Origin of the sequence: Allobosea sp. 117, from assembly GCF_000702305.1 — a bacterium.
Classification (GTDB): domain Bacteria; phylum Pseudomonadota; class Alphaproteobacteria; order Rhizobiales; family Xanthobacteraceae; genus Ancylobacter.
In genome coordinates this window covers 106,808-120,978 of sequence record NZ_JNLC01000012.1, presented here as the reverse complement: position 1 = coordinate 120,978, position 14,171 = coordinate 106,808, and the positions used below count along the sequence as shown (strand labels likewise).

Genomic DNA, 14,171 nt, shown 5'->3' with positions numbered 1-14,171 from the left:
GCTATTCGATCACGAAGGTGTCCGGCGTCTGCCAGCCGATGTGCTGGCCGCCGTCGACCGCGATCATCTGGCCGGTGACGCTGGTGGCGCGCGCGAGGAACAGCACGGCGTCCGCGACCTCCTCCGGGCTCGCGCCGCGCCCCAGCGGCATGGCCGCGTTCTGCGCGGCGAAATCCTCCTCGCTCTGGCGGGCGCTGCGCATGGTCGGGCCCGGCGCCACCGCGTTGACCCGCACGCGCGGGGCGAGCGCCTGGGCAAGCAGGCGGGTGGCCGCCCACAGGCCGCTCTTGGCGAGGCTGTAGGAGAGGAAGCGCGGCGTCGGCTTCAATACCCTCTGGTCAATAATATTGACCACTGCTGCATTCGCACCCTCCGTCAGTCGTGCCGCCAGTGCCTCGGCAAGGAAGACCGGCGCGCGCAGATTGACCGCGAACTGGCGGTCCCAGACCGCCGCGTCGAGATGGCCGATGCCGTCATCGTGGAATTCGGAGGCGTTGTTGACGAGCAGCGTCACCGGGCCGAGAGCGGCCTCCGCCGCCGGCAGCAGCCCGGCGACGGCGGACGCGTCGGCGAGCTCGGCATGGACGAGGGCGCCCCGGCCGCCACAGGCGGCGACCTCGGCGAGCAGCGCGTCGGCCTGCGCCTGCGTCTCGCCGGTCGGTGGGCGGCGCAGGTGGATCGCGACGTCGTAGCCGGCCCCGGCCAGCGCGCAGGCTATGGCGCGGCCGATCCGCACGCCGCCGCCGGTGACGAGGGCGACCTGCCGCGGGGAAGGATGTGTGGCGTCGGGCGAGGGCATCGGCGTGTGATGCCCGCAATTGCGGCAGGCGTCCAGCCGCGAACCCGCGGCGGACCGGATTCAGGGGCGGACAGGGCGATCTTGACAGATTCCGGGGTCCATGCCGGCGCGTATTCCAGCCGCCCGGCGCCTATTACGGTACGTAAGTAATCGGGAATCTGTGATATGTACGACACAGGTGTTCGTCATCGCGCAATGAATCGTGGCGAAATTGTTGCTGGCATTCATGGTTAAAGAGCGCGGCGGATACCTCCACGAATCATGCACCTGCAAAGTCCCGGCCGGTTAATTCACACGGCTGTGAGGGGCGAATAGGGCACCAATTATGTACTATCTGCCGCAATCCTGCCTTCGACCTGCCAAGCTCGACCTCTATCCAATCTCGCGACTGCGTAGTTGTATAGTTGCAGTATCGTCGGAGACCACACCTATGAAGAAGATCATTGGCACTGGCATTGCGGCGGCGGCGCTCCTCGCTGCGGCCCCGGCCTTCGCCGCCGATATGTCCCAGCCCTATCCGACCAAGGCTCCGGCGGCCATCATCGCCCCGGCCTTCAACTGGACCGGCTTCTATCTCGGCGTGAACGCCGGCTATGGCTGGGGCAGCGGCTCCGGCCTGACGGATGACCTCGGCATCGATCCGGACGGCTGGCTGGCCGGTGGCCAGATCGGCGTGAACTACCAGTTCGGCAACAATGTCGTGCTGGGCGCCGAGGCCGACATCCAGGGTTCGGATTTCAAGGATAACGACGACTTCTATGGCGTCCGTTCCAAGATGGACTATTTCGGCACGGTGCGCGCCCGCCTCGGCTACGCGTTCGACAACGTGCTGCCCTACGTGACCGGCGGTCTCGCCTGGGGCCACAACGAGATCAAGTATGACGGCTTCACCTCCGACAAGACCCATGTCGGCTGGACCGTCGGCGGTGGTGTCGAGTGGGGCTTCGCGCCGAACTGGACCGCCAAGGCCGAATACCTCTACATGGATTTCGGCGACGAGTACTACGACAGCATCGGCGCGGATGCCGGCCTCACCGCCAACGTCCTGCGCGCTGGTCTGAACTACAAGTTCTGATCTTCCTGAGCGTATCAGAGTACGAGCCTTTCGGCGGGAACGGCGATGCCGTTTCCGCCGAACTGTTTTCGGGCCGCGGAGGGGCCGACCGCTGCGGCGGGCTGGGTGCCCACCGGGCGCGCGCCCTCCTTCTGCTCCATGAGAGCGGCCGCGTGACCCTTCTGTTGTCCGGCGTGACGGCGCCGGCTGTATTGCCACGTCATCCGCTCAAAGAAAATGCGGTGCCCGTTGCGGCTTCCGGGCGTGCGGCGCTCCTCGTGATGAGCGGCAAAACCCGTGCACATCTCGCCTATTCTCACCGCTAAGCTGTTGGATTAGCGGGTTTTTAACCATGTTGGCGATTGGTCGGATTTGATTAAAATTGAATCGATTGCCGATTTAAGTATTTTATCAAGTTATTAACCAGTATATACATTATCTCGTCTTGAGAGTGTATATGGCGATCTTCGCTGTGACTTTTATGCCATAGATGTCTTTAGGTCATTCGCGTATGAAGAATGCAGTTCTTCACGCGGAGTGCCAGTCATGGTTCGCAAGCTTCTGAGCGGCACCGCCCTCGCCGTCGCGCTCTCGGCCGCGCCGGCCATGGCGGCCGATCTCTCCTATCCGGTCAAGGCGCCGATCGTGGCGGTGGTGCCGGTCTTCACCTGGACCGGCTTCTACATCGGCGGCTCGGTCGGCTATGGCTGGACCAGTGTCGACGGCGTCGGCCCCTATTACGTGCCGGGCTACGATTCCTACATCAACACCTACACCTCGGGCTCGATGGAGCCGGACGGCTGGTTCGGCGGCCTGCAGGCCGGCTACAACTACCAATTCTACAACAACGTCGTGCTCGGCATCGAAGCGGACGTCATGTTCGCCGACATGAAGGACACCTTCAGCTTTGGCTATGGCGCGGTGCTGCCGGGCATCACCGACACCTACAACGCCACCGCCACGGCGAAGATCGACACCTTCGGCACCGTCCGCGCCCGCCTCGGCTACGCCGCCGACCGCTTCCTGCCCTACATCACCGGCGGTCTCGCCTGGGCGAATGTCGAGGTCTCCGGCAACGGCACCGTCGACCTCTCGGGCGGCCCGCAGCTCGGCTGGTACCAGGGGTCGGAGAGCGAGACCTATTGGGGCTGGGCGATCGGCGCCGGCGTCGAATATGCCGTCACCGACCACTGGACGCTCAAGGCCGAGTACATCTACTCGGATCTCGGCGCGACCAATTTCGACCAGCTTTTCAACAGCAGCGACCTCGACTTCAGCATCCAGACGCTGAAGGTCGGCGTGAACTACAAGTTCTGAGGTTCACTGCATCTGGCGTTCGCCAAGGGGAGGCGCACGTCGAAGGCCCGGGCCGGTCCGCCCGGGCCTTTTGTTTTCCGGCGCCTCACGCCGGCGGGCGGGTTGCCTCGAAAGCAGGCACGCGCGCGGCGAAATCGGCCAGCCAGTCGACGAGGACGGGATAGCCGGCGCGCCAGGCTCCGGCGAAGCGCAGGTCGAGATAGCCGAGCGCGCAGGCGAGCCCGATCTCGCCGACATGGGCCGGGGCGCTCACCCCACCGCGCGCCGGCAGCGCGGCGGCGAAGGCATCAAGCCCGCGCGTCACCTTGCCGGCCTGGTTCTCCACCCATTTCGGGCTGCGCTCGTTCTCGGCGCGGTGGCGGACCTCGTAGACCTGCAAAAGCGCGGCATCCATGATGCCGTCGGCCAGCGCCTGCTGGGTGAGGGCGGCGATCCGCGCTTCGCCCGCGGCGGGGATGATGCATCCGCCGCCGGCCTCGATGTCGAGGAATTCGAGGATCACGGGGGAATCGAAGACCGGCGCCTTGCCCTCGCGCAGCAGCGCCGGGATCTTGCCGAGCGGGTTCTGGCTGCGCAGCGAATCGCCGGGATCGGAGGTGTCGGCCCAGACGATGTCGAGGGCGACGCCGCACAGGGCCGCGCCGATCTTGACCTTGCGTCCGAACGGCGAGGCAGGGGAGGAACGCAGTTGCATGAAATCCGCCATCTGCGGCGCGTGCGGAAGGCCGTCCCTTACGCGCCCGGAAGATGGCGGCGGATGGCAGCCGGTGGCGCGCCGCGCCGCCACCAACGGGCTCCGTGCTTATCAGTCGGCCGTCTGCAGGTCGACCGCCTTGGGCCCCTTGCCGCGCTTGTCCGGTTCCACCTCGAAGCTCACCCGCTGCCCTTCGGCGAGCGTGCCGAGGCCGGAACGTGTGACGGCGGAGACATGCACGAAGACGTCGCGCCCGCCGTCATCCGGGCGAATGAAGCCGTAGCCCTTTTCCGTGTTGAAGAATTTGACGGTACCCGTCATCGCCATCGCGTCCTGCTCCTTCACGCCACAGGTGGCTCCCACACCACCCCGTCGATCGCTCCGCTGGATTGGCTCAAGCAAAACCGATGCCGTGCGCGCAGGCGCGGCGCTGGGCCCCGTTCCTCCAACCCAAACTTCACTCACTGGATGTGAAATTGGTAGGACATCGGGGGCGGCGAGAAAACATCTTTCCGACGCTGCGGCAACATGGCCACCGGGGGCCTCAGCCGGACCCGTCGGCTGCGTTATCGCTCGGGCATCAGCCAGCCGACCCGCACACGGCCCTTGCCGTCGGCGGCGAGCAGCGGGGCGAGGGCGGTGAGCACGGTGCGCATCTCGTCGGCAAGGGTGAAGGGCGGATTGACCACGACCATGCCGCAGCCGGAGAGCCGGTCCGGCTGGCGGGTGGCGTAGATGTCGAGCTCGACGCGCAGGGTCTTCGGGATGCCGGCGCGGGTGATCTCGCGGCGGAAGGCGTCGACCGCGCGAATGTCCTTGATCGGATACCAGGCGCAGAGCACGCCGCCCTGCCAGCGGGCATGCGCAGAGATCAGCCCGTCCGCGAGGCGCTGGAACTCGCCCGGCTGCTCGAAGGGCGGGTCGACCAGCACCACGCCACGCCGCTCCTTCGGCGGCACATAGGCGGAAAGTGCCTGCCAGCCGTCGGTGGCGAGCACCTTGGCGCGGGCGTCGCCCTTCACGGCTTCAGCGAGGGCGGCGCGGATGCCGGGCTCGGTCTCGCAGAACAGCAGCCGGTCCTGCGGGCGGGCGAGCGACAGCGCGACCAGCGGCGAGCCGGGATAATGGCGCAGGCCGCCCTGCGGATTGGCCGCCGCCACGGAGGCCTTCCACGGCGCGAGCAGCGTCTCGACCTCCGGAGCGAGCGTCGCCTCGAAGACGGCGCCGACGCCCTGGCGCCATTCGCCGGTGCGCTCGGCCTCCTCGCCGGCGAGATCGTAGAGCCCGGCGCCGGCATGGGTGTCGATGACCCGCCAGGCGCCGTCCTTGCGGCCGAGATAGGCGAGGATGCGCGCCAGCACGACGTGCTTCAGCACATCGGCGAAATTGCCGGCATGGAAGGCGTGGCGGTAGTTCATGGGCGCGCCGCGGGCTTCACCGCGTCGGCGGCAGGGTGATGCGGCCGGCGCGGCAGGCGCGCCGGTCCACCGCCGGGCAGGCGGTGAAGGCAAGCGACTTGTCGAAGCAGACGCGCACCTCGCTCACCCGCCCGTCCTCGCAGGTCACCGCGATCATGTCGGCGGCGATGTCGCGATTGGCGACGCGGAAGGCGTTCTCGACCTCCGGCGCCGAGGTCGACATCGGCCGGGCGACGCCGCGGTACTGGCCGGGAACGGTGACCTTGCCGAAGGCCTCGCGCACCGCCGTGAAATAGGCGTCGGGCGCGAGGCCCGAGCAGGTGCCGTGCTTGCGCCATTCGTGCAGCACGAGGCGGCGGCTCGGCATCAGGTCGAGCATGCCGGCGAGCGTCGCCTCAGGCACGCGCGGCGCCGGGTTCCGGCAGTCCTGCGGCCAGCCGTCCTTGTATTGCGGCCACAGGCCGTGCACGACGAAGCCGAGTGGCGGGCCGCCGCGCCGGCACTGCAGCGGATCGGCCTTCTGGCCGGCGGATTCGCAATAGCTCGGCGACCAGGAGAGCGAGAGCACGTAATAGTCGAAATCGCCCGGCCAGCCGGCCTTCTGCGCGGCGGCGGGGAGGGCCATGCCCAGCAGGAGAAGCGCGGCGAGGAGAAGCCGCGCCGCGCTAGCAAGCCTCACGGCAGCGCCGCCGTACAGCGCGGCGGATAGCCCCAGCCGCGGTCGAGGCCCACCACGCACCATTCGACGCCCCATGAAGCGCCGATGAAGCCGCCATCCTCGATGATCGAATAGTAGATGGTGCGGCGGCGGCCGTCCGAGACCAGCACGCGGGCCGAGCAATAGCGGCGGGGCTGGTATTCCTCGCCCCAGGGGCGGAAGGCGACCTGATGGATGCGGTCGAACTCGCCGAGCGTCAGCGCCGAGTTCCAGAAGCGCCCCTCGGTGGTGGCGAAACGGCTCTGGATGAGCGAGATGGCGCCGGGCGTGTCACAGGCCGGCACGACGCCGTCCCAGTTCGGCCCGGAGAGCCAGAAGTTCTTCTCGAGGAAGCTCGCGGCATGGCCGCTTGCCGCCGATGCCGCCAGCAGGGCCGCCGTCACCAATCCGGTCACGGCCCGCCGGACCGCCGAGCTCCGCCGCGCTGCGCGCATGTTCAGTCTCCCCGTATGCCTGTTGAGCGGACGATGCGTCGGCCGCAGGGCCGGCGTCAATGTCGGCGGCGCCACAGTGCAACGAAAATGCACCACCCTTCGAGGCTGTGGCGCTCAGCGCGGGTCCGGCGCGGTAATGTCCGCGCTGGCTGGCGAGGTCGACACCGAGAGGACGACGGCGTCCTCGCTTCCGCGCGAGACGATGACGTGGCGCATGCCGCTGTCGTAATAGGCGCTCTGGCCGGAGCGCAGCACGAAGGGTCGGTAGGGTTCCACGTGGACCTCGACCTCGCCGCTCAGCACATAGACGAACTCGTCGCCGGCGTGGCGTGTCCATTCCTCGACCGGCGGCGTCTCGTGCAGGGTGATCTGCGCCACCATCGGGAACATCTGCTTGCTCATCAGCTCGGCGGCGTGGATCGACATGATGGCGCGGTCGGTGGTGGCGGTGATGACGTTCTCCTCCCGCGTCACCGCCTTGCGCGCGCTGGCGGCCGGCGCCGCCGGACGCAGGGGTAGGTCGGCGGAAAGGTCGATGTGCCGCATGATGCGGGTCAGCGTCCCGAAACTCGGCGTCGCCTTGTCGTTCTCCAGCTTCGACAGCGTGCCCACCGACACGCCGGTAAGATTGGCGACGTCCTGCAGCGTCATGCGGCGGCGCAGCCGGTATTCGCTCAGCGCGCGGACGATGTCGCGGGGGCCGGTGTCGCCGCCGTGGATGTCGGCCGTGAGGCTGCGCGCGGTGTTCATGGCCTAATGTCCGCGCCGGGCGAAGCGGTCGAGTGCCTCGGCGACCTCGTCGACGATGTCGAGCGGCGCGGTGAGCACCGGGAAGAACTTCACCACCAGCGGATCGACCAGCGAGACGCTGTGGCAATAGACGCCGTGGCGGAACAGCGCCGGGCCGATGGCGTCGGCGTCGGCCGGATCGCGTAGGCCGAGGGTGACGACACCACCCCTGATATGGGCCGGCGCATAGACGCCGGGGTGGCGCTCGCACAGCGCCGCGAAGGCCTCCCGGAAGCGCGCTTCGAGCCGCGCGACATGCGCCAGCGTCTCCGGCCGGGATGCCACCTCCAGCACCCGCCGGCCGACCGTGCAGGCGATCTCGTTGCCGGCCATGCTGCTGGCGAAACCATAGGCATGGCCGTTGATGCAGTCGTCATAGATCGCCTCGGTGGTGAGCAGGGCGCTCACCGGATAGAGCCCGCCGCCGAGGCCCTTGCCGGAAATGAGGATGTCGGGCGTGAAGGCGTCATGCTCGCTCATCCACAGCCGGCCGGAGCGCGACAGGCCGGTGCGGGTCTCGTCGATGATGAGAAGCGCGCCGTGCCGGCGGCACAGCGCCTCGACCCCCGGCAGATAGTCGGCCGGAGGCGGCGCGAAGGTCTCGTAGTTGAAGGGCTCGATGATGATGGCCGCGATGTCCGGCCCCATGGCGGCGGCGACATCGTCGAGCACGCCGTAGTTCGGGAAGAAGCGCGCTGTCGAATTGGGTAGGCCATAATGGCCGGCGATGCCCTCGGATTCCGAGCCGGTCACCATGGCGGCGAAGCCGGCATGGCCGTGATAGCCATGGCGATAGGCCAGCACCTTGTGGCGGCCGGTCACCCGGGCGCAGAACTGCACCGCGAGGTCGATGCTGGCGGTGGCGCCGAGCGTCACCACGGTGCGGTTGAGCGCGGGCACCGGAGCGAGCGCCGCCATCAGGTCCTGGAAGGCCAGCATCTCGTGGGTGGGGAAGTTCCATAGCCCGGAATCGAGCCCCGCCTCGAGCGCGCCGGTCAGCGCGGCGAGGATATCAGGATGGCGATGGCCGAGGCCGTGCACGCCGCCGGTGAGGCCGCAGTCAAGCAGGCGGAAGCCGCTGTCGCGTTCCCAGACATAGGGTCCCTCGCGCCGGCCGAGGACGAACTCGATGCCGCGCGAGCGGGTGCGGCGGACGAGCTCGCGCCAGTAGCGCTGCTCATAGGCGTCGTAAAGCGCATGCGTGCTTGTCACCGCGCGTCCCTTTCGTGCAGGGCTGATGTCATGCCGGACCGACCGGCCGAGGGCGCCACAGCCGGCATATTTTCGAGATCGAAATATGAGTTTCGCCAGATATCGGCGTAATCAAAGGATTTTTTCGAGATCGAAAATTATTCGAAGCCGCCGGACGATGTCACCGCGGACGGATCAGGCCAGCCGGATCACGTAGAGCTTGCGGGTGGTCTCGACGACCTCCCAGACGCCGGTGAAGCCGGGGCGCAGCACGAAGCTGTCGCCGGCGGTGAGGCGCACCGGCGCGGCGCCGTCCTCGTGCAGGATCGAGACGCCCTCGAGGATGGTGCAGAACTCCCACTCCTCATAGACCACCCGCCAGGCGCCGGGCGTCGATTCCCATATCCCGGCGAACTGTGTCTCGTCATAGGCGGTCTCAAGGTTCCATGTGCGGTGCCGGGGCTCGCCCGTCACGATGCGCTCGGCCGGCGGCGCGCCTTCCTCGGGAGCGCCGAGGGCGGCGGGGTCGAAGCGGAGCAGGGAGGACATCGTTCGACCTCGGGGCTTGGCCGGAAGAGACAAAGTATGGGGAGCCGAGGCCGTTTCCGCCGTCATGGCCGGCTTGTCCGGACGGTCCACGTCTTTTGCGGCAGCCTCCGGCTCAGGGCAGACGCACGGAGCAGGTCGGGCGGCACGGTGAGGCGCCGCCCGTGCTTCTCAGCTAAAGAAGCCCTTGATGGTCGCCCAGATGCTCTTGGCGGGAGCTTCATCGGTGGCGGAGGCCTCCGCCGGAGCGGCGCCCGGCTTGAGCTCCGCCTTGGAGACAACCTCCGGGGTGATCTCCTTGAAGATGGTGAGCTTGGCGAGCGTCGCCGGGCCGGCGAAGCCGTCGGAGGCGAGGCCGTTCTTCGCCTGATATTCCTTCACCGCCTTCTGGGTGCCGGGACCGAACTTGCCGTCGGCGGCGATGCCGAGCGCGGTCTGCAGCTTCTTGACCGTCTCGCCGGAGGTGCCGACCTTCAGGAGGATCAGCTCGTAGAGCCCGAGGGTGGCGAAGGTGTCCGGGCCGGCGATGCCGTCGACCGCGAGGCCGTGTTCCTTCTGGTAGGCCTTGAGCGCCTCCTCGGTCTTCGGGCCGAACTGGCCGTCGGCGGGCACGCCGAGCTTCTGCTGCAGGACTTTCACGGGCTCGCCGGCGAGCCCCTTCTTCAGTACCGACATCGTCGCCTCTCCTTGAGCTGACGCAGAATCATGCATGCCTGCCGTACACGTCTTGCGTGACCGTGGCATGGACGTCGCGCGCGGCGCGATCAGAGCACAGCTTCGATGGTAACGGAAAGGGGTGTGTACGAATGATAAGAGAGGGAACGCCGTTCCGGCGTCCCCTCCCGGCCGCGCCGCCGCCCCCGCCGGCGCTGCGTCTCGTTGCCGGCTATTCGGCCGGCGCCGGGTGGGCGCCCTCGACGAGCGGCTCCTCCGCCGGCTTCTCGACCTCGGCATATTTGGCGCAGGCGACGAACACGCCGGCGACGAGGAGATAGGCGACGGCGACCCCCGGAGTCACCGCGAAGCCGACCTTCTCGCCATGCATGAAGCCGAAGAAGGTGAGCACCGCGCCGGCCCCGGCGAAGGCGGCTGCGTGCATGAACTTGCGGTCGACGATGAAGACGCCGATGGCGCCGAGCACGAGGCCGACCAGGATGGCGCCGCCGCCCATCACCTCGAGCCCATGATAAAGCACGCCGACGCCGCCGAGCTTGTCGAAGCCGAGAGCCTGCGCCGAGGTGCCGGCGAGGTTCAGCGTGTTGTCGATGAGCAGCTTCGCCCAGGCGGCGAGATGCGGGGTGAGCGCCAGCACCACGGCAGGAGCATGGCGGCTCGGCGTCGTCTGGAAGGCCTGCGCGCCGATCAGCATGCCGATGTAGAGCAGGATCGGCGAGATGGCGACGATCGGGATCAGCGCCAACAGCACGGCGATGATGCCGAACCAGGCCAGCAGCAGCACCAGCACGCCGGTCGCGGCGGAGTAACCGATGCGCCCGCCCATCGATTTCCAGCCCGGATGGCCGATATAGACCGCGTTGATGAAGGGGTTGCCCATCAGGCAACCGATCAGGCTCACCACGCCGTCGGCGCTCAGCACGCGGGTGGTCGGGAAATGGTCGCCGGCGGCTTCCGCGCTTTCGACATTGTCCATCGCCTCGACGAGGTCGTAGATGCCGAAGGGGATGGCGGTGATCAGGATCACGCCGAGATATTTGAAGCCGTGGAAGACGTGGTCGAAGGCCGGCAGCGGGATCGAGAAGCCGAAATTGGCGAAGGAGTCGCCGAGCTTCTCGACGCTGAGGCCGCCATAGTTCAGGCCGACGAGGTTCGAGCCCCAAGCGATGACCATGCCCACCGCGATGGCGACGAGGCCGGCGGGAATGCCCTTCGGGTATTTCACGCCGCCGAACCAGCTCACCAGGATGATGGCGAAGCAGGTGAGGCCGATCACCGGCGTCATGAAGATCTCGAAAGCCGGACGCATCGAGATGAAGGCGATGGAGACGCCGGCGAGCGTGCCGAGCAGCGCGGCGCGCGGCGTGATGCGGCGGATATAGGGGGCGACGAAGCCGCCGATCATCAGGATGAAGCTCTGGAAGAACACCCAGACGAGGCCGGCCTCCCAGCCCTGGATCGGATCGCCGGTGGATGCGCCGATCGGCAGCATGATGACGAAGACGACCACGAACATGTGCGGCACCGAGATGCCCGAGGGCAGGGCGCACACGTCCTCGCGGCCGGTCTTCTTGGCGAGCTGATAGGCGAGGAAGGCGTAATAGGCGGTCGACAGGAACATCATCAGCCCGACCGCCGGCAGGATGCGGCCGAATACGATATCGGGCGGCATCTTCAGCACGAACTGCAGCAGGCCGGTGAGCACCAGCATGTTGACAAGGATGTTCGTGCCGAAGCCGAACAGGGCGTTCCAGTCGCCCTTGGTCCACAGGTTCGGCCGCATGCCGATCCGGGAGGGCGATATTGGCGTCATGTCTGTCGCGCTCATTCTGTCATCCCCACGATGATGCGTTTGTGCATGCGGTCGGCGATCCGCGCCGTCAGGCGGCCCTGGCGGCGGCGCCGAGCGCGCCGGCGAAGGCACGGGAATCCGACACCCAGCCGAAGATGCCGCCCTGCGCCTTGATCATCTCCAGCCCCATCCGGTGGAACTCCGGGAAATAGGAGGCGCAGCAATCGGCCAGCGCGACGCAGCGATAGCCGCGGTCGTTGCCCTCGCGGATGGTGGTGTGGACGCACACCTCGGTGGTGACGCCGCAGACCAGCAGCGTGTCGATGCCGCGGTTCTTCAGGATGAGCTCGAGGTCGGTCTGGTAGAAGGCGCCCTTGCCGGGCTTGTCGAGCACGACCTCGCCCTCGGCCGGATAGAGCTCGGCGATGATGTCGTGGCCGGCCTCGCCGCGTATCAGGATGCGGCCCATCGGGCCGGCGCAGCCGATGCGGGCGGTCGGCTCGCCGCGCTCGACCTTGGCGGGCGGCGCGTCCGCCATGTCCGGGCGGTGTCCCTCGCGGGTGTGGATGACCAGCATGCCGGCGGCGCGGGCGGCGGCGAGCGCCACCTTGCACGGACCGACCGCCGCCTGCAGCAGCGAGACGTCGTTGCCGAGCGTTTCGCCGAAGCCGCCCGGCTCCAGGAAGTCGCGCTGCATGTCGATGATGATCAGCGCCGTGCGCGGCGGATCGAAGGCGAGCGGGGCGGGCTCGGCGGCGAGATTGAGCTTCGGCATGGCGGCTCCACGGACGGTGCGGGGAACACACATGCCGGACGGAGCCGGGGGCGCCGCGGCATGCATACAATTTCGTATGCATGCCGCGTGCCAGCGTTTCGAGGCATGGCATATTTCAATTAAATAACTGAAATTAATGCATTATATGTCGTGGAGATACGCCATTCCCGCGCCGTGCCGACGGCGCTCCGGCGTGACGTTTGCGGGCGTTATGATCAAAAATTAATCAGAACGATATGAGCGCCAGTGCCTCCGCCTGAATGTGTAGGACGAGAGTCGGTGGCGGCCATCTGCGCACGTATGTCGGAACTCGTCGCTCAACTCACGATGGAGATGTACAGATATCAACTTATGAGTGTATATATTTTCCCATGCAATCATTGGGGGTTGGCATGCGGGCGGGATGGGGATTGGTGCTGCTGGGTGCGCTGGCGGTGGCCGGATGTACGCAGGGCGGGCTGTTCGGCGCCCGCGAGATTCAGCCGCCGGGCAAGGGGATCTATGTCGGCGGCCTCTATTCGGCGCGGGAGCAGCCGACCACGAAGATCGACAAGCCGGTGTCGCTCTTTTCCCTGTGCGCCGTATCGCGCGATCTCGCCGAGTTCGGGGTGCCTCCGCCCATGGGCAGCGAGTCGGCGGATGTCGATCTGTTCGCGAACCGGCAGATCGCGGCGTCGCTGGCCGGCTTCACCAGCCATCTCGCCGATCTCGGCTTGAGCGGCTCGGTGACTAACTATTTCGAGTACAAGATCACCAACGTCACCTTCTACGACATACCCGCGACGTCGGCCCGGATCGTCTTCAACGGCCTGATGAAGCAGCGCGCCTGCCGCGACGAATTCGGCCTGACGGTGCGCGACAACGCCGTCTATCAGGTGAAGTCGGCCTATGTCGGCGACATCATCTTCACCCGCCGGCAGAACCTCAATCTGAGCGCGTCCGTACTGGCGAAGCTCGACGCGCTGGGACCGCAGATCCAGGCGACGCTGAGCCGGAGCTTCTCGCTGAAGTTCTCCGGGCGCGGGCTGGTCTATTCGGTCGTCCTGCTGGTGAAGAACGGCGAGGGATCGTGAAAGCGCGACTACGGCGGTGCAGACGCGGCGCCGGGATGCAGCAGTGACCGGACGCGGTCGGCATCCTGCGCCGTCGCCGGGTTGTAGACCACCATGCCGAGGTCGGGGCGTCCGTCGACGGCGAAGGCAGAATATTCGAACGCGATCGATCCAAGCGTCGGGTGGCGCAGGCGCTTCATGCCCTCGCCATAGGTGCGCACGTCGTAGTCGCGCCACATCGCCGCGAAATCCGCGCTGAGCTGGCAGAGCTCGTCGATGAGAGCCTTCACCTGCGCCGTTGCCCCGGCCCGCGTCGCGTCGGCCCGGAAGGCGCCGACCACGAAGCGGGCGACGCTGTCCCAGTCGAACTGCGCGGCGCGGACGCGGGGATCGCAGAAGATCAGGCGCAGGATATTGCGTTGCGGGGGCGGGAGCGATCCGTAGTCGGTCAGCACCGCCGCCGCCGCCCGGTTCCACGCCACCACGTCCCAGGTCGCGGTTCGCACCAGCGCGGGACTGAGCTCCAGCGCGTCGAGCACCCGCTGGAGGCGCGGCGTGACCCCCTCGGCGGCCTGGTAGCGCACCTCCGGCGGCCGGCCCAGGCCGAGCAGGAAGAGATGCTCCCGCTCTACCTCCGTCAGCATCAGCGCGCGGGCGATCCGGTCGAGCACGTCCGCGGAAGGGGCGCCGCCCCGGCCCTGTTCGAGCCAGGTGTACCAGGTCGGACTGATATTGGCGCGCTGCGCCACCTCCTCACGGCGCAGGCCGGGCGTTCGCCGGCGCGTCGAGGAGAACCCCAGCGCCGCCGGATCGAGCCGCGAACGGCGGTCCTTGAGATAGCTGCCCAGCAGTTCGCTCGCCTCGACCATGCTGATCCTGTTAGGCATTATACCCTGATAAGGTCACGACTTTACCGG

The 14,171-nt window shown here is 67.4% G+C and carries 17 protein-coding genes; 3 read left to right on the top strand and 14 right to left on the bottom strand.

Going from position 1 to position 14,171, the window contains the following annotated elements; genetic code table 11:
• Position 1 precedes the first annotated feature (1 nt).
• Positions 2 to 799 (bottom strand): SDR family oxidoreductase, encoded by a 798-nt coding sequence (locus tag U742_RS0109735; RefSeq protein ID WP_029352457.1) that lies wholly within the window; start codon positions 797 to 799, stop codon positions 2 to 4.
• Positions 800 to 1,229: 430 nt separating this feature from the next.
• Between U742_RS0109735 and U742_RS0109730 the strand changes: the two genes are divergently transcribed.
• A complete protein-coding gene (locus tag U742_RS0109730; RefSeq protein WP_029352455.1) occupies positions 1,230 to 1,874 on the top strand; it encodes an outer membrane protein in 645 nt (214 codons plus the stop codon).
• 14 nt (positions 1,875 to 1,888) lie between these two features.
• On the opposite strand, the gene U742_RS0109725 is transcribed toward U742_RS0109730, so the two are convergent.
• On the bottom strand, positions 1,889 to 2,158 hold the full coding sequence (locus U742_RS0109725; RefSeq protein ID WP_029352453.1) for a hypothetical protein: 270 nt from the start codon (positions 2,156 to 2,158) through the stop codon (positions 1,889 to 1,891).
• A gap of 241 nt (positions 2,159 to 2,399) precedes the next feature.
• Here U742_RS0109725 and U742_RS0109720 point away from each other — a divergent pair, with 241 nt between their 5' ends.
• A complete protein-coding gene (locus U742_RS0109720; protein WP_029352451.1) occupies positions 2,400 to 3,170 on the top strand; it encodes an outer membrane protein in 771 nt (256 codons plus the stop codon).
• A gap of 85 nt (positions 3,171 to 3,255) precedes the next feature.
• Here the strand turns inward: U742_RS0109720 and U742_RS0109715 are convergent, their stop codons facing one another.
• From U742_RS0109715 to U742_RS0109665, 11 genes are all read right to left on the bottom strand, one after another.
• The gene (locus U742_RS0109715; RefSeq protein ID WP_029352450.1) at positions 3,256 to 3,864 is read right to left on the bottom strand and encodes a glutathione S-transferase family protein; all 609 of its coding nucleotides are present in this window, start codon (positions 3,862 to 3,864) and stop codon (positions 3,256 to 3,258) included.
• Positions 3,865 to 3,975: 111 nt separating this feature from the next.
• The gene (locus tag U742_RS0109710; protein WP_029352449.1) at positions 3,976 to 4,191 is read right to left on the bottom strand and encodes a cold-shock protein; all 216 of its coding nucleotides are present in this window, start codon (positions 4,189 to 4,191) and stop codon (positions 3,976 to 3,978) included.
• 239 nt (positions 4,192 to 4,430) lie between these two features.
• Positions 4,431 to 5,282: a 23S rRNA (adenine(2030)-N(6))-methyltransferase RlmJ gene (rlmJ, locus tag U742_RS0109705; RefSeq protein ID WP_029352448.1), complete on the bottom strand. Its 852-nt coding sequence runs from the start codon at positions 5,280 to 5,282 to the stop codon at positions 4,431 to 4,433.
• A gap of 16 nt (positions 5,283 to 5,298) precedes the next feature.
• The gene (locus U742_RS0109700; RefSeq protein ID WP_029352447.1) at positions 5,299 to 5,961 is read right to left on the bottom strand and encodes a ribonuclease T2 family protein; all 663 of its coding nucleotides are present in this window, start codon (positions 5,959 to 5,961) and stop codon (positions 5,299 to 5,301) included.
• Positions 5,958 to 6,434, bottom strand: coding sequence for a hypothetical protein (locus U742_RS0109695; protein ID WP_029352446.1), 477 nt, complete (start codon positions 6,432 to 6,434; stop codon positions 5,958 to 5,960). The genes U742_RS0109700 and U742_RS0109695 overlap by 4 nt, the downstream gene beginning before the upstream one ends.
• Positions 6,435 to 6,548: 114 nt before the next feature.
• Positions 6,549 to 7,184 (bottom strand): helix-turn-helix domain-containing protein, encoded by a 636-nt coding sequence (locus U742_RS0109690; RefSeq protein WP_051661014.1) that lies wholly within the window; start codon positions 7,182 to 7,184, stop codon positions 6,549 to 6,551.
• Between the two features lie 3 nt (positions 7,185 to 7,187).
• Entirely contained in the window at positions 7,188 to 8,435 is a 1,248-nt protein-coding gene (locus tag U742_RS0109685; protein ID WP_197028225.1) for an aminotransferase class III-fold pyridoxal phosphate-dependent enzyme, read from the bottom strand.
• Positions 8,436 to 8,609: 174 nt separating this feature from the next.
• Positions 8,610 to 8,963 carry a cupin domain-containing protein gene (locus U742_RS0109680; protein ID WP_029352441.1) on the bottom strand — a complete coding sequence of 118 codons (354 nt, stop codon included), beginning with the start codon at positions 8,961 to 8,963 and terminating at the stop codon, positions 8,610 to 8,612.
• Positions 8,964 to 9,131: 168 nt separating this feature from the next.
• Positions 9,132 to 9,635 carry a peptidoglycan-binding domain-containing protein gene (locus tag U742_RS0109675; RefSeq protein ID WP_029352440.1) on the bottom strand — a complete coding sequence of 168 codons (504 nt, stop codon included), beginning with the start codon at positions 9,633 to 9,635 and terminating at the stop codon, positions 9,132 to 9,134.
• Positions 9,636 to 9,846: 211 nt separating this feature from the next.
• Entirely contained in the window at positions 9,847 to 11,463 is a 1,617-nt protein-coding gene (locus U742_RS0109670) for a hypothetical protein (protein ID WP_029352438.1), read from the bottom strand.
• Positions 11,464 to 11,515: 52 nt separating this feature from the next.
• A complete protein-coding gene (locus tag U742_RS0109665; protein ID WP_029352436.1) occupies positions 11,516 to 12,202 on the bottom strand; it encodes a cysteine hydrolase family protein in 687 nt (228 codons plus the stop codon).
• 392 nt (positions 12,203 to 12,594) lie between these two features.
• Here U742_RS0109665 and U742_RS0109660 point away from each other — a divergent pair, with 392 nt between their 5' ends.
• Positions 12,595 to 13,275, top strand: coding sequence for a hypothetical protein (locus U742_RS0109660; RefSeq protein WP_156034186.1), 681 nt, complete (start codon positions 12,595 to 12,597; stop codon positions 13,273 to 13,275).
• Between the two features lie 8 nt (positions 13,276 to 13,283).
• Here U742_RS0109660 and U742_RS0109655 read toward each other — a convergent pair whose 3' ends face one another.
• Positions 13,284 to 14,141, bottom strand: a complete 858-nt coding sequence (locus U742_RS0109655; protein WP_081852929.1) for a helix-turn-helix transcriptional regulator — start codon at positions 14,139 to 14,141, stop codon at positions 13,284 to 13,286.
• Positions 14,142 to 14,171: the final 30 nt, after the last annotated feature.

Coding starts and splice junctions, on each gene's coding strand:
- rlmJ (WP_029352448.1), bottom strand. CDS start 5,282: ATGAACTACCGCCACGCCTTCCATGCCGGCAATTTCGCCGATGTGCTG.
- U742_RS0109690 (WP_051661014.1), bottom strand. CDS start 7,184: ATGAACACCGCGCGCAGCCTCACGGCCGACATCCACGGCGGCGACACC.
- U742_RS0109710 (WP_029352449.1), bottom strand. CDS start 4,191: ATGGCGATGACGGGTACCGTCAAATTCTTCAACACGGAAAAGGGCTAC.
- U742_RS0109660 (WP_156034186.1), top strand. CDS start 12,595: ATGCGGGCGGGATGGGGATTGGTGCTGCTGGGTGCGCTGGCGGTGGCC.
- U742_RS0109715 (WP_029352450.1), bottom strand. CDS start 3,864: ATGCAACTGCGTTCCTCCCCTGCCTCGCCGTTCGGACGCAAGGTCAAG.
- U742_RS0109655 (WP_081852929.1), bottom strand. CDS start 14,141: ATGCCTAACAGGATCAGCATGGTCGAGGCGAGCGAACTGCTGGGCAGC.
- U742_RS0109735 (WP_029352457.1), bottom strand. CDS start 799: ATGCCCTCGCCCGACGCCACACATCCTTCCCCGCGGCAGGTCGCCCTC.
- U742_RS0109665 (WP_029352436.1), bottom strand. CDS start 12,202: ATGCCGAAGCTCAATCTCGCCGCCGAGCCCGCCCCGCTCGCCTTCGAT.
- U742_RS0109675 (WP_029352440.1), bottom strand. CDS start 9,635: ATGTCGGTACTGAAGAAGGGGCTCGCCGGCGAGCCCGTGAAAGTCCTG.
- U742_RS0109670 (WP_029352438.1), bottom strand. CDS start 11,463: ATGAGCGCGACAGACATGACGCCAATATCGCCCTCCCGGATCGGCATG.
- U742_RS0109725 (WP_029352453.1), bottom strand. CDS start 2,158: ATGTGCACGGGTTTTGCCGCTCATCACGAGGAGCGCCGCACGCCCGGA.
- U742_RS0109680 (WP_029352441.1), bottom strand. CDS start 8,963: ATGTCCTCCCTGCTCCGCTTCGACCCCGCCGCCCTCGGCGCTCCCGAG.
- U742_RS0109720 (WP_029352451.1), top strand. CDS start 2,400: ATGGTTCGCAAGCTTCTGAGCGGCACCGCCCTCGCCGTCGCGCTCTCG.
- U742_RS0109730 (WP_029352455.1), top strand. CDS start 1,230: ATGAAGAAGATCATTGGCACTGGCATTGCGGCGGCGGCGCTCCTCGCT.
- U742_RS0109695 (WP_029352446.1), bottom strand. CDS start 6,434: ATGCGCGCAGCGCGGCGGAGCTCGGCGGTCCGGCGGGCCGTGACCGGA.